Genomic DNA, 13,389 nt, shown 5'->3' on the forward strand with positions numbered 1-13,389 from the left:
CACCGCATCCGGGCAAGCTTCGCGTCCGACCGGCCAAGTGGCGCCCGCAGCAGCGGAGTTGAACCTCGCCTCGACCGAACTGCCCGGCCGGCGTCACCAACGGCACCGGTACGACCTGCCCCCACCGCCCGCCCCCGCCGGGTGGGCCCGTAGCCTGACCCGGCAGTTGGCGGCAGTCGAAGGGGATGACATGTGGGGTGGGCGCCGCAAGGGCGGTACAGGGCCGCAGAGGCGGGCGGCGGTCATCGGCTCCCAGGGGCACGGCAAGAGCACCCTGGTCCGGGCGTTGAGCGAGGTGCTGCCGCGGGAGTACCGCCAACCGCCGCAGCCGCTGGGGCAGTTCGTCACCGCACGCGGCCCGTACCAGCTGTACGACTGCCTCGACCCCGACGACTTCCGGTCCCGACTCGCCGTCGGTGCCGGGCAGTTGAGCGGATCGCTCCTTGTCGTCTCCGCGCAGGACGGTCCGCTGCCCGAGACCCGTGAGTACCTGGCGGCGGCGCGGGCGGCGGGTGTGGCGCGGATCGCCGTGTTCCTCGGAATGCGTGACCTGGTCGACGACGTGGATATCGAGACCATCGTCGAACTGGAGGTTCGCGAGCTGCTCGACGAGATGGGGTACCGCGGCGACCACTGCCCCGTGGTGCACGGCTCGGCCCTGGAGGCCATGCGTCAGGGCAGGTCCCGCAAGGGCCGCCGCGATGTCGTGCGTCTGGCGGAGGCCCTTGACGGTCACTTCGGCTGACACCCGCGGGCGGCCGGTCCGGTCGAGCAGCTCGGGGCGATTCAGTCCGTGTACTCGGGCGCGATCCGCTCCACGAGACGCAGCAGCGCCGCCCAGGCGAGGTCGTGCGCGTCGTGGTCCTCGAAGTCGGAGCTCGCGTCGCCCTCCCCGGTGAGTTGCCGGGCGGTGTACTCCGCCACCTGGTCCGAGGGAATGATCAGCGGGGTCCCTCCGGCCTGGGCGGTGACCTGGATCTCGCAGGCCTTCTCCAGGTAGTACATGCGCAGGAACGCCTGCTTGGCGCTGTCGCCGACCGTCAGCAGACCGTGGTTGCGCAGGATGAGCGCGGGGTGGCCCCCGAGGTCGGCGACGAGGCGCTGCTGCTCGTCCAGGTTCAGGGCGACGCCCTCGTAGTCGTGGTATCCGACCCGGTTGTGGAACTCCATGGACATCTGGTTCACGGGCAGCAGGCCACCCTGTTGCGCGGCGACGGCGCAGCCCGCCTTGGTGTGGGTGTGCAGGACGCAGTGGGCATCGGTACGCGCCTTGTGGATCGCGCTGTGGATCACGAATCCGGCCGGGTTGACCGGGTGGGGCGTCGGCTCGACGGGGTTGCCGTCCAGGTCGATCTTGACCAGGTTCGAGGCGGTGATCTCCTCGAAGAGCAGCCCGTACGGGTTGATCAGGAAGTGGTTGTCCGGGCCCGGCAGCCGCTGCGAGATGTGCGTGAAGATCAGGTCGGTCATGCGGAAGTGCGCGACGAGCCGGTAGACGGCGGCGAGTTCGCGGCGCAGGCGCAGTTCCTCGGCGGCTGCGGCGTCGGCGTCGATTGGGGCGGTGAGGGTCTCGGTCACGCGAGGGCTCCTTATGCGGTGGCCGTGGTTTTGGGGGTCACGACGGGGGTGTGCGGGCGCCCGGTGGTCCACCAGGCGATGACGTTGCGCGCGGGTTCGGTGGCGTAGGCGCGCAGTGAGGCGTCCGTGAGGAAGGCGCTGTGCGGGGAGAGCAGCAGGCGCGGATGGTTGCGCAGCCGGTCGTCGGCGGCGGGCGGTTCGGTGGGGAAGACATCGAGGGCGGCACCGGCGAGGTGGCCGCTGTCGAGGGCCGCGAGCAGGGCGTCGGGGTCGATGAGGTCGCCTCGGGAGACGTTCACGAGGATGCTGCCGGGGCGCATACGAGCGAGGAACGGTCCGTTCACCATGCCCTTGGTCTGCGGGGTGGAGGGCGTGTGCAGGGAGAGGACGTCGGCCTCGGCGGTCAGCGTGGGCAGGTCGACGTGCTCGACGCCCGCGGTCCCCTCGGTGGCGTGCGGGTCGTAGGTCAGGACGCGGCCGAAGAGGGGTGCGGCGATCCGGGCGAGGGTACGGGCGATGCGGCCGAAGCCGACCAGACCGAGGGTCAACTCGCTCGCACGGCGCGGGAGTTCGACGAAGTCCTCGCTCCAGCCGCCGCCCCGGACCAGCGCGTCGGCCTGCGGCAGGCGGCGGATGAGCGCGAGGCCCTGGGCGAGGGCGTGCACGGCGACGTCCTCGGTGGCCGAGTCCGGCAGGTTGGCCACCCACAGGCCGCGACGGGCCGCTTCGGCGGTGTCGATCATGTCGTGGCCGGCGGACATGGTGGCGAGCATGCGCACCTTGGGCAGCCGGTCGAGCAGGGCGGCGTCGACGCGCGCGTAGCCGACGATGAGAGCGTCCGCGTCCCGCGCGGCCGCGACGATGGCGTCGGGGTCACGGCTGCCGGCCACGCGCGCGTCGAAGCCCGCCTCGGACAGCAGCCGCAAGCCGGGCCCGGGGTCCAGTTCCTCCGTGTCGGTCATCACGACCACGGGTCGCACCACATCACCCTCCATGAACGATTCGATCGCCGTACGGGCATGGAACTTACGTTTCGAGCCCTGAATTTGTCCAGGCCAGATGAGATGATCGTGCGCAAGCCACGGTCAGCATCGCCGCCTTGAGTGGACGCCATCCGCCGGATCGGCGAAGTCGCCGTCAGGGCACTCGGCGCCCTGGCCGAGAATGAGCACCGACCCCGGCCGGACCACGGCCGGGACGACCAGCCACACACCGAGGGGGACACCTGTGGATCTCGACGAGACCGACCTGGCGATCGTGCGCGAGCTGCAGACCGACGGCCGGCTGACCTACGAGACACTGGCCCAGGGCGTGGGACTCTCCCGCCCCGCGACGCGCATGCGGGTGCAGCGACTGCAGGAGTCGGGGGCCGTTCGCGTCGTGGCGATCGCGCATCCGGCCGTGCGCCGGCTGACCGCCTCCGCGCATCTGGCCATCGACACCGAGGGCGCCTCCACTCCGGTCGCGCGCGCGATCGCCACACTCCCCCAGGCCCCGTTCGTGACCTTGACCAGCGGGCGGCGGTCGATCATGACGGAGTTGCGCACATCGGGGTTCGAGGAGCTGGAGCGCACGATCGAGCGGATCCGGGCGATGGACGGCGTACGCACCGTGGACCCGCTGATCGCGACGCGGCACGTCAAGGACCCGTACCTGCTGGCCGAGGAGCCGACCGTGGCGCCGCAGGACGCGGTGGACGAGCGGATCCTGGCCGAGCTGGAGGAGGACGGGCGGTTGCCGTTCGCCGAGCTCGCGGGGCGGGTCGGCCTCTCGGCGGGCGCCACTCGCGCGCGGACGCTGCGACTGCTCGACGGCGGCGTGGCGAAGGTGGTCGCGCTGGTGCGGCCCGAGGTCCTCGGGATGGGCTACCTGTGCGGGTTCAGCCTGCGGGTGGCCGGCGCGGCGGAGCAGGTCGCGGAGCGGGTGGCCGCACTCTCGCGGGTGACGTTCCTGTCGACCTGCCTGGGCCGCGCGGAGATGGTCGGCACGATCACGGCGGAGTCGTTCGCCGCCGTGCGCGGCACGTTGGAGGAGATGCGGGAGCTGGCCCAGGTGCGCGAGGTGGAGAGCTGGCTCCACCTGGAGCTGGTCAAGGAGCGCTACGACATGGGGCCGCGCACGGCCTGAACGACCGGCCGGCGTGCGATCCGCGACCGGCCGGAGGGCGAACCGCAGGCCTGCGCAATCGATCCGTAATCAAACTGGCGATTCGACATTACAAACATTCTTGGCCGGACCCTCTGGTCAATCAGTCGTTCGCCATCTATGGTCCAGCGAGTCGAATCGTCTGTCGACGCACTCCGCATCCTCCCGGTCGAAAGCAGGCCTGCCATGCCCCGCCCCACCCCGTCCCCCGACCGCACTCTGCTCGTCACCGGTGCCGCCGTCGCCGTCGCGGGCACCACGTCCCGCGCCGAGGCGCTCGCCGTCCGCGGCGACCGCGTCGTGCACGTCGGCACCGCTGACGACGCCCGTGCGGCGCTCGGCGGCCGCGTCGACGAGGAACTCGCCCTGGACGGCGGCCTGGTCCACCCCGGTTTCATCGACGCCCACTGCCACCCGGTGATGTACGGGCAGGCCCTCGCCTGGGTCGACCTGCGACCCGAGCGCGTCGGCGACATCGACACCATGGTCGAGGTGCTGCGCGAGGCCGGGCGCGACCTGCCGGCCGGCGTCCCGGTCCGCGGCTTCGGGTACGAGCACCGGCGCCTCGCCGAGGGCCGCCACCCCAGCTGCCACGACCTGGACCGGGTCGCGGACGACCGCGAGGTGTACGTCATGAACGCCTCCGGGCACGGCGGCGTCGTCAACTCCCACACCCTGCGCACCTGCGGCATCACCGCGGGCACCCCCTCCCCCGAGGGCGGCAGCATCGGTCACTTCGCGAACGGGGAGCCCGACGGGCAGCTCTGGGACGCGGCCTGCGACCTGCTCACCGGCCCGGCCGGCGTGAAGATCGGCAACCACGGCCCGAACTTCCACCTCACCGAGCCCGACGCGATCATGGCCGACCATCTGCTGCGCGCCCAGGAGGTGTTCCTCGCCGCCGGTGTCACCACGATCGGCGACGCCCAGGTCTCGCGGCGCGAGATGGAGACGTACCTGCGGGCCCACGCCGACGGCAGTCTGCGCCTGCGCGTCTCCGCGTACCTGACGTCCGCGCTCCTTGACACCGCCCTCGAACTCGGTGCGGTACGCGGCTTCGGCGACGACCACTTCCGCATCCAGGGCGTGAAGTTCTACGCCGACGGCACCCTCGGCGGCTGGACCGCGTACTTCCCCGAGGGCTACGCCGCCGACTGCTGCCACCACGGCCAGCTGTACCACTCGGTCGAGGAGTACGCGGAGATCGTGCGCCGCGCCCACGCCGCCGGTCTGCAGACGGCGACGCACGCGCAGTCCCCGTACGCGATCGGCATGGTGCTCGACGCGATCGAGAAGGCACAAGCCGACCGGGAGCGCGACGACATGCGCCACCGCATCGAGCACTCCGGCCTGCCGACCGACGAGCAGATCGACCGCATGGGGCGGCTCGGCGTCGTCCCGGTCATGCAGCCGCAGCACCATCTGCGCACCGGCGACGGCACGCTGACCGCCGTCGGCGAGCAGGGGCACCGCTACAACCCGGCGGGCCGCTGCCCCGCGGCCGGGGTCCCGGTCGTCTTCTCCTCGGACGCGCCGGTCGCCCCGCCCGCCCCGCTGGAGGCCGTCGCCGCCGCCGCGACCCGCCGCACCGTGCTCGGCACCGTCCTCGGCGACGCGTCCCTGCGCCTGCCCGTCGAGGCCGGACTGCACGCCCACACCGGTGCTGCGGCGGCCGCCCTGCACCGTGAGCACGCGGTCGGCGCCCTCGCGCCGGGCATGCTCGCCGACTTCTGCGTCCTGGACGCCGACCCGCTCACCGTGCCGGTCGAGGAGCTCACCGGCATCCGCGTGCGGGAGACCTGGGTCGGCGGCCACCGCGCCTGGGCGGCCGCCGACCGCTGAGCGCTGATCGCTGATCGCTGATCGCTGAGCACTGATAGCCAACCGCCGACCGCTGACCGCCGCCCCGCCAACTCCGGTCACCACGCCACCCCTTCGTCCCCACCTCAGCAGTGCCCGCCCCCGACAGCACTCTTCCGCCGGAGTTCCCCATGCCGGACCGCACCACCCCGCGCACCGCGCAGAGCCCGTACAAGCCGGCCCTCGCCGCACTGTCCGGAACATCCATCGAGTGGTACGACTTCTACGCCTTCGCCACGGCCGCGGCGATCGTGTTCAACGACGTCTTCTTCCCCGCCGACATGCCGACGGCCGTCAAGACCATGGCATCCTTCGCGACCTTCGCCATCGGCTTCCTGCTGCGCCCGCTCGGCGGCATCGTCTTCGGTCACATCGGCGACCGCGTCGGCCGCAAGAAGACCCTCGTCATCACGTTGCTGATGATGGGCATCGCCTCGTTCGCCATCGGCCTGCTCCCCACCTACGACCAGATCGGTGTGCTCGCGCCGATCCTGCTGATCGTGCTCCGCCTGATCCAGGGCATCGCGATCGGCGGCGAGTGGGGCGGCGCCGTACTCATCGCCGTCGAGAACGCCCCCCAGGGCAGAGCCACCTTCTTCGGCTCGTTCGCCCAACTCGGCTCCTCCGTAGGCGCCTTGCTGTCGACCGGCATGTTCAGCCTCATGAACCTCTTCGGCGAGGAGTCCTTCAACTCCTGGGGCTGGCGCGTGCCGTTCCTCGCCTCCGCCGTGCTCGTGGTCATCGGCCTGGTGATCCGCACCCGCCTCGAGGACTCGCCGGTCATGGACGAGATCCACGCCGAGCAGGACAGGAAGCAGGGCCAGGGCAAGATCAACAGGCTTCCCGTCACCGAAGTGCTGCGCAAGGACTGGAAGACGGTCCTGGTCGGTGTCTTCTCGCTGGCGACCGCGACCGGCGGCTACTACGTCGTGACCAGCTATCTGCTCTCGTACGGCACCGACGACCAGCGTCTGTCGGAGTCCATGCTGCTCAACGGCCTGACGCTCGCGGCGTTCCTGGAACTGGTCGTCACCCCGTTCCTCTCACTCCTCGGCGACAGGATCGGCGCGCACAAGGTGGTCGTCGGCGGCCTCGCCGGCGTCGTGCTGCTCTCGATACCGCAGTTCATGGCCCTGGACACCGGCAGCGTCCTGCTGATCTACGCGATGATGCTCGCCATGCGGTTCGTCATGTCCGCGCTCTACGGGCCGATGGCGGCGATCCTCGCCGAGGGGTTCGCCCCGCACGTCCGCTACACCGGGATCTCCCTGACGTACCAGATCTGCAACCTGATCTTCGCGGGCTTCGCGCCGGTCACCGCCGTCTGGCTCTCGTCGCTCGCCGGTGGCGCGTACTGGCCGCCCGCCGCCGCCCTCATGCTGATCTCCGCCATCGGCATCTGGTGCACGCTGCGCCTGCGGGTGTACTCCCGGCGGCGCGTCCCGGCTCAGATGCCCGACGTCGCACGCCAACCCCTGTCGGCTGACGCCTGATACGACCGAACACCGCGTGCGTCTCCGCCGGATGCCGGAAGGGCGAGTCCTCAGCCCTTCCGGCATCCGGCATCCGGCATCCGGCATCCGGCGTGCAAGAGGGCCGGGTTCAGGCGTCGGTGCGGGCGGCGAAGACCCGTTCAAGGAGGGCGTACAGCCTGTCCCGCTCCTGGTCGTCCAGGCGGCCCAGGCCCTCCTGGGTGGCGTGCATCTTCGCCCGGATCGCGTCGGTGACCCGCTCGCCCTCGGCGGTGAGGACGACGGTCTTCACGCGCCGGTCGTCCGGCGCCGGCTCGCGGCGCACCAGGCCGCGCTTCTCCAGCCGGTCGATGATTCCGGTCATGTTGGAGGCGTCGCAGGTCAGGGTGGTGGCCAGGGCGCGCATCGCGGCGGGGCCCCGGCGCAGCACGGTCAGCGCCTTGCCCTGGCTCGCGGTGAGGTTCTCGCTCGCCGCGGCGACCGTGAAGTCGCCGTAGTAGACGCCGAGCGACACCGAGAGCAGCTCCATCAGCTGGGCGGTGTCGACGCGCGCGGATCCTGTCATGGCAGCCAACCTACCCAGGAAACTTGACGATCTCAAGTATTCGTATCTACCGTCTCCTCTCGGCACCATTACCTGAAGTTCTCAAGTATCAAGGTAGTCAAGTACCTGCGAGGAGCACCCGTGACCGTCACCGACTCCACCGCCTCGTCCCCTGTGTCCCGCGCGGCCGAGATCCTGTCCCGGCCCCTCGCGCTGAACGGCCTGACCGTCCCGAACCGCATCGTGATGGCGCCGATGACCCGCATGTTCTCCCCGGGCGGCGTCCCCGGCGAGGACGTCCGGTCGTACTACGCCCGCCGCGCCGCCGCCGGTGTCGGCCTGATCGTCACCGAGGGGACGTACGTCGGCCACGAGTCGGCCGGGCAGAGCGACCGGGTGCCGCGGTTTCACGGCGAGGAACAGCTCGCGGGATGGGCGAAGGTCGCGGCGGACGTGCACGCGGCGGGCGGCACGATCGTGCCGCAGCTGTGGCACATCGGCATGGTCCGCAACCAGGGCGACGCGCCCTACCCCGACGCCCCCGCCGTCGGCCCCTCCGGCATCCGCGTCGACGGCACCGAGGGCGGCGGCAAGGCGATGACGCGGCAGGACGTGGACGACGTGATCGGCGCCTTCGCCGCAGCCGCCGCGGACGCCGAACGCATCGGCTTCGACGGCGTCGAACTGCACGGCGCACACGGCTACCTGCTCGACCAGTTCCTGTGGGCGGGCACGAACCGCCGTACCGACGCCTACGGCGGCGACGCCGTGGCCCGCACCAAGTTCGCGGCCGAGATCGTGGCCGCGGTCCGCGCGGCCGTCTCGCCCGAGTTCCCGGTGCTCTTCCGCTACTCGCAGTGGAAGCAGGAGGCGTACGACGCCCGGCTCGCCGAGACCCCGCAGGAGCTGGAGGCGATCCTGACCCCGCTCGCCGCGGCCGGCGTCGACGCCTTCCACGCCTCCACCCGGCGCTACTGGCTGCCGGAGTTCGAGGACTCGGACCTCAACCTGGCGGGCTGGACGAAGAAGCTCACCGGCAAGCCCACCATCACCGTCGGCTCGGTCGGCCTCGACGGCGACTTCATCCGCGCGTTCGCCGGCCAGGGCGCCCCGCTCCAGGGCATCGACAACCTCCTCGACCGCCTGGAGCGCGACGAGTTCGACCTGGTCGCCGTGGGCCGCGCGCTGCTCCAGGACCCTGAGTGGGCGGCGAAGGTCCTCGGGGACCGGTCCGAGGACCTGAGGCCGTACGACGCCGCCGCGCTGAAGACGCTGAGCTAGGCCCCACGTTTCGCTGGTGGTGGCGGTCTGGTCGTACCGGGTGCCGGAGCGGCCGGACCGCGCCTGTGGGCGTGGCCGTATCGGCGGCCGGGCCGCGAGGTGCGTGATGCTCCGGCTCGACGGAGTGTGGGAAGCATGCGCAACAGCCGAAGCAAGGGGAAGCGAGGAGGCCGGGCGGAGAGCGGAGAGCGGGACGTGGAGGAGCTCCTTGACGAGCTCTATGTCACCCCGCCGCCCGACTTCGTGGCCCGTAGAGGCGAGCTGGCCGCGGAGGCGAAGGCGGACGGCCGCCCGGAGGGCGCCCGCGGGATCCGCGCCGCCCGCCGTCCGACGCTCGCGGCCTGGGCGGCCAACCTCCTGCTGCGCTCGGAGCCGGCCGACTGCGAGCGGTTCCTGGCCCTCGGGCAGGCGTTGCGCGAGGCGTATCGCTCCCTGGACGCCGACGAGATCAAACAGCTGTCCGGCCGGCGGAACAGCGTCGTCGCGGCCATGCCCCGGCAGGCCGTCTCGCTCGCCCGGGAGGCCGGCCACCCCTTGTCGGACGGGGCGCAGCAGGACGTCGTATCCACGCTGCGGGCGGTGCTCGCCGACCAGGAGTCGGCGGACCGGTGGGCGGCGGGTCGCCTGGAGAGCGCACTCACGCCGCCCTCGGACTTCTCGTCGAGCGGCGCTACGGGCCCTTCGGGCACTTCGGGCGCTGCCGCGCGGCGGGAGCAACGGACTCGGAAGTCCGCACGGTCGACTCCAGGGGCCGCGCCCGTGCGGGACGAACTCGCCGAGCGGCGCCGACGGCGGGAGCAGGAGCAGCTCGCGGCCGCCCGTAAGGCAGCCGAGGATGCCGCCGCGGAGGCCGATCAGGCGCTTGAGCGGCAGCGCGCCGACGTACAGGACGCGGACGCCGCGCTGGAGCAGGCGCGCGACCGCCGCACCCGTGCCCGTGAGCAAGTGTCCGAGGCAGAACGGCAGTTGGAGGCTGCTCGCGAGGGGCTGGAACGGGCCGAGCGTGCCCAGCGGGACGCCGAGGAACGCGCCCGGGCATCGGCCGACGCCGCCGCCCGGGCCGAGCGGGACGCGCAGCGGGCGGCGGCGGAGGTGGAACGCCTGCGTGAGTAGGCAGACCTGGCGGGGCGAACTCGTCGCCCCTGGTCAGTGCCTGCCGTGGGCACTGTCCGATGCCCCGCCGAACAGGCGGGCAAGGGCGCGGAAAGGCAACGTGACGACGGTGGCGATGGCTCCGCCGACAGCTCGGAGCACATCGGCGATGGCGGTCAGCATGGGTCCTCCTCTGCGGGCCCCACTCTTCCGGCGTCCCGTTCCGGGAACGACGTGAGCGGGTTCGCCTCGTCGGTCACGCTGCCGAGTCCCCGTCGTCGGCGAGGTCAAACCGCGAGGGTTGGACCCCACCCGCGCCCGTGGGGACGCGGGTAGGCCGGAAGGCCGCCGATTCAGTCCTTGATCTCGCAGATCGCGGCGCCGGAGGTGAGGGAGTTGCCGACCTCCGCGGTCAGGCCCTTGACGGTGCCGGACTTGTGGGCGTTGAGGGGCTGTTCCATCTTCATGGCCTCCAGGACGACGACGAGGTCGCCCTCCTTGACCTCCTGGCCCTCCTCCACGGCGACCTTGACGATCGTGCCCTGCATCGGGGACGCCAGGGTGTCACCGGAGGCGGCCGGACCCGACTTCTTCGCCGCCCGGCGCTTGGGCTTCGCACCCGCGGCCAGACCCGTACGCGCCAGGCTCATCCCCAGCGACGAGGGCAGCGAGACCTCCAGGCGCTTGCCGCCGACCTCGACCACGACGGTCTCACGGCCCGTCTCGTCCTCCTCCGCCTCGGCGGGACCGGCCGTGAACGGCTTGATCTCGTTGACGAACTCCGTCTCGATCCAGCGGGTGTGGACCTTGAACGGCTCGGTGGAACCGCCCAGTTCGGGCCCGAACGCCTCATCGACCACCACCGCCCGGTGGAACGTCAGCGCGGTCGCCATGCCCTCGACCCTGAACTCCGCCAGCGCACGCGCCGCACGCTGCAGCGCCTGCTGACGGCTCGCACCCGTGACGATCAGCTTGGCAAGGAGCGAGTCCCAGGCCGGACCGATCACCGAACCGGACTCCACGCCCGCGTCCAGGCGCACACCCGGACCGGTCGGCGCCACGAACTCGGTGACCGTGCCGGGCGCGGGCAGGAAGTTACGGCCCGGGTCCTCACCGTTGATCCGGAACTCGAAGCTGTGGCCGCGGATCTCGGGGTCGCCGTAGCCGAGCTCCTCGCCGTCGGCGATCCGGAACATCTCCCGTACGAGGTCGATACCGGTGACCTCCTCGGTGACCGGGTGCTCGACCTGCAGACGGGTGTTGACCTCCAGGAAGGAGATCGTGCCGTCCAGGCCCACCAGGAACTCCACCGTGCCCGCACCGACGTAACCGGCCTCCTTCAGGATGGCCTTCGACGCCCGGTACAGCTCGGCGTTCTGCGCCTCGGACAGGAACGGCGCCGGGGCCTCCTCGACCAGCTTCTGGTGACGGCGCTGCAGCGAGCAGTCACGCGTGGAGACCACGACCACGTTGCCGTGGGTGTCGGCCAGGCACTGCGTCTCCACATGCCGCGGCTTGTCCAGGTAGCGCTCCACGAAGCACTCACCCCGGCCGAACGCCGCGACCGCCTCACGCACCGCCGAGTCGTACAGCTCCGGCACCTCCTCAAGCGTGCGGGCCACCTTCAGACCACGACCGCCACCACCGAAGGCGGCCTTGATCGCGATCGGCAGACCGTGCTCCTCGGCGAACGCCACCACCTCGTCCGCACCCGACACCGGATCCGGGGTGCCCGCCACCAGCGGAGCACCCGCACGCTGCGCGATGTGCCGGGCGGCGACCTTGTCACCCAGGTCCCGGATCGCCGCCGGTCCCGGCCCGATCCAGATCAGACCCGCGTCAAGCACCGCCTGCGCGAACTCCGCGTTCTCGGAGAGGAACCCGTAACCGGGGTGGATCGCGTCCGCACCCGAGTCCTTCGCCGCGGCCAGCACCTTGGCCATGTCCAGATAACTGGTGGCCGGGGTGTCACCGCCCAGAGCGAACGCCTCATCGGCCGCACGGACATGCAGGGCGTCCCGGTCCGGATCGGCGTAGACGGCCACACTCGCGATCCCAGCATCCCGGCACGCCCGGGCCACGCGGACAGCGATTTCGCCACGGTTGGCGATGAGCACCTTGGTCAGCATGCCGCCTCCCGTGCGTCCTCGGCGATGGCGATGGCGGTGGCGACGCTCCGCTCCGGCGTCCGGTGCGGCCCGACGCAAGTCAGTTCGTGTCCGGCTTCACGCGGCGCACGGGCTTTCACCTCGGCGCCTCTGTCTGCGCGTTGTCGCAGGGCGTTCATGCTCGCTCCGATCGGAATGTTCACTGAGGCAGGGCTGAGGTGCGCCAGCCGATGGCGCCGTAGCCCTGGGGCGTACGCAGGAGGAGTCGAGGCGAGGCCCAGGTGCGGGGACGCCTTGGCTCCGGTGCGGGCTCCGCCGTGTCGACGGCGCGCAGCAGGGCCACCACGGCGGCCAGCTCCTCGGGGGTCGGGTTGCCCCGTACGACCTTGATCATCGGTCCTCCTGACTGGTCTACGGGTCTACAGGTGCACGGGGCTACAGGGGGATGTTGCCGTGCTTCTTCGGCGGCAGGGACTCCCGCTTGCTGCGCAGCGTGCGCAGTCCGCGGACGATCTGGCGGCGGGTCTCGGACGGCATCACGACCGCGTCGATGTAGCCGCGCTCGGCCGCCGTGTACGGGTTCAGGAGCGTGTCCTCGTACTCCTGGATCAGCCGCGCGCGCACCTCCTCGCGCTCGGACTCCTCGGCCCCCGCGATCGTGCGCCGGTGCAGGATGTTGACCGCGCCCTGCGCGCCCATCACCGCGATCTGCGCCGTCGGCCAGGCCAGATTCAGATCGGCGCCCAGATGCTTGGAGCCCATCACGTCATACGCCCCGCCGAACGCCTTGCGCGTGATGATCGTGATCAGCGGGACCGTCGCCTCCGCGTACGCGTAGATCAGCTTCGCACCCCGCCGGATGATCCCGGTGTGCTCCTGCTCCACCCCCGGCAGGAAACCCGGGACGTCCACGAACGTCAGCACCGGCACATTGAACGCGTCGCAGGTCCGCACGAAACGCGCCGCCTTCTCGGACGCGTCGATGTCCAGACAGCCCGCGAACTGCATCGGCTGGTTCGCCACCACACCCACCGGATGGCCCTCGACCCGGCCGAAACCGGTCACGATGTTCGGCGCGAACATCGCCTGCGTCTCCAGGAACTCCTGGTCGTCCAGGACGTGTTCGATCACCGTGTGCATGTCGTAGGGCTGGTTCGCGCTGTCCGGGATCAGCGTGTCCAGCTCACGGTCCTCGTCACCCGTCTCCAGATCCGCCTCCTCCGGGAAGGCCGGCGGCTCGGAGAGGTTGTTCGACGGCAGATACGACAGCAGCGACTTGACGTACTCGATCGCGTCCTTCTCATCCCCG

13 protein-coding genes are annotated in these 13,389 nt (G+C 71.3%); 6 read left to right on the forward strand and 7 right to left on the reverse strand.

The annotated features are described in order from the left end of the window. The first annotated feature begins 37 nt into the window (after positions 1–37). Positions 38–745, forward strand: coding sequence for a GTP-binding protein (locus QIT00_RS04445; protein WP_282533727.1), 708 nt, complete (start codon positions 38–40; stop codon positions 743–745). A gap of 41 nt (positions 746–786) precedes the next feature. On the opposite strand, the gene QIT00_RS04450 is transcribed toward QIT00_RS04445, so the two are convergent. Next, positions 787–1,578: a class II aldolase/adducin family protein gene (locus QIT00_RS04450; protein WP_282533728.1), complete on the reverse strand. Its 792-nt coding sequence runs from the start codon at positions 1,576–1,578 to the stop codon at positions 787–789. Between the two features lie 11 nt (positions 1,579–1,589). Then, on the reverse strand, positions 1,590–2,561 hold the full coding sequence (locus tag QIT00_RS04455) for a C-terminal binding protein (protein ID WP_282533729.1): 972 nt from the start codon (positions 2,559–2,561) through the stop codon (positions 1,590–1,592). A 244-nt stretch (positions 2,562–2,805) separates the two neighbouring features. Here QIT00_RS04455 and QIT00_RS04460 point away from each other — a divergent pair, with 244 nt between their 5' ends. From QIT00_RS04460 to QIT00_RS04470, 3 genes are all read left to right on the forward strand, one after another. Continuing rightward, a complete protein-coding gene (locus QIT00_RS04460; RefSeq protein ID WP_282533730.1) occupies positions 2,806–3,705 on the forward strand; it encodes an Lrp/AsnC family transcriptional regulator in 900 nt (299 codons plus the stop codon). A 204-nt stretch (positions 3,706–3,909) separates the two neighbouring features. Next, positions 3,910–5,565 carry an amidohydrolase gene (locus QIT00_RS04465; RefSeq protein ID WP_282533731.1) on the forward strand — a complete coding sequence of 552 codons (1,656 nt, stop codon included), beginning with the start codon at positions 3,910–3,912 and terminating at the stop codon, positions 5,563–5,565. Between the two features lie 149 nt (positions 5,566–5,714). Beyond that, a complete protein-coding gene (locus QIT00_RS04470) occupies positions 5,715–7,076 on the forward strand; it encodes an MFS transporter (protein ID WP_282533732.1) in 1,362 nt (453 codons plus the stop codon). A 109-nt stretch (positions 7,077–7,185) separates the two neighbouring features. Here QIT00_RS04470 and QIT00_RS04475 read toward each other — a convergent pair whose 3' ends face one another. Further along, on the reverse strand, positions 7,186–7,620 hold the full coding sequence (locus QIT00_RS04475; protein WP_282533733.1) for a MarR family winged helix-turn-helix transcriptional regulator: 435 nt from the start codon (positions 7,618–7,620) through the stop codon (positions 7,186–7,188). Positions 7,621–7,740: 120 nt separating this feature from the next. On the opposite strand from QIT00_RS04475, the gene QIT00_RS04480 reads away from it, so the two are divergent. Continuing rightward, a complete protein-coding gene (locus QIT00_RS04480; RefSeq protein WP_282533734.1) occupies positions 7,741–8,880 on the forward strand; it encodes an NADH:flavin oxidoreductase in 1,140 nt (379 codons plus the stop codon). A 135-nt stretch (positions 8,881–9,015) separates the two neighbouring features. Continuing rightward, positions 9,016–9,993 (forward strand): hypothetical protein, encoded by a 978-nt coding sequence (locus tag QIT00_RS04485; protein WP_282533735.1) that lies wholly within the window; start codon positions 9,016–9,018, stop codon positions 9,991–9,993. Between the two features lie 33 nt (positions 9,994–10,026). On the opposite strand, the gene QIT00_RS04490 is transcribed toward QIT00_RS04485, so the two are convergent. From QIT00_RS04490 to QIT00_RS04505, 4 genes are all read right to left on the reverse strand, one after another. Then, on the reverse strand, positions 10,027–10,155 hold the full coding sequence (locus QIT00_RS04490; protein ID WP_282533736.1) for an LPFR motif small protein: 129 nt from the start codon (positions 10,153–10,155) through the stop codon (positions 10,027–10,029). A gap of 170 nt (positions 10,156–10,325) precedes the next feature. Continuing rightward, the gene (locus QIT00_RS04495) at positions 10,326–12,098 is read right to left on the reverse strand and encodes an acetyl/propionyl/methylcrotonyl-CoA carboxylase subunit alpha (RefSeq protein WP_282533758.1); all 1,773 of its coding nucleotides are present in this window, start codon (positions 12,096–12,098) and stop codon (positions 10,326–10,328) included. A gap of 181 nt (positions 12,099–12,279) precedes the next feature. Then, positions 12,280–12,474 (reverse strand): acyl-CoA carboxylase subunit epsilon, encoded by a 195-nt coding sequence (locus tag QIT00_RS04500; RefSeq protein WP_282533737.1) that lies wholly within the window; start codon positions 12,472–12,474, stop codon positions 12,280–12,282. A gap of 41 nt (positions 12,475–12,515) precedes the next feature. Then, a partial coding sequence (locus tag QIT00_RS04505) for an acyl-CoA carboxylase subunit beta (RefSeq protein ID WP_282533738.1) occupies positions 12,516–13,389 on the reverse strand: 874 nt, incomplete at its 5' end.

Origin of the sequence: Streptomyces luteolus (assembly GCF_029968015.1) — a bacterium.
GTDB lineage: Bacteria > Actinomycetota > Actinomycetes > Streptomycetales > Streptomycetaceae > Streptomyces > Streptomyces luteolus.

Coding starts and splice junctions, on each gene's coding strand:
- QIT00_RS04490 (WP_282533736.1), bottom strand. CDS start 10,155: ATGCTGACCGCCATCGCCGATGTGCTCCGAGCTGTCGGCGGAGCCATC.
- QIT00_RS04475 (WP_282533733.1), bottom strand. CDS start 7,620: ATGACAGGATCCGCGCGCGTCGACACCGCCCAGCTGATGGAGCTGCTC.
- QIT00_RS04470 (WP_282533732.1), top strand. CDS start 5,715: ATGCCGGACCGCACCACCCCGCGCACCGCGCAGAGCCCGTACAAGCCG.
- QIT00_RS04485 (WP_282533735.1), top strand. CDS start 9,016: ATGCGCAACAGCCGAAGCAAGGGGAAGCGAGGAGGCCGGGCGGAGAGC.
- QIT00_RS04500 (WP_282533737.1), bottom strand. CDS start 12,474: ATGATCAAGGTCGTACGGGGCAACCCGACCCCCGAGGAGCTGGCCGCC.
- QIT00_RS04465 (WP_282533731.1), top strand. CDS start 3,910: ATGCCCCGCCCCACCCCGTCCCCCGACCGCACTCTGCTCGTCACCGGT.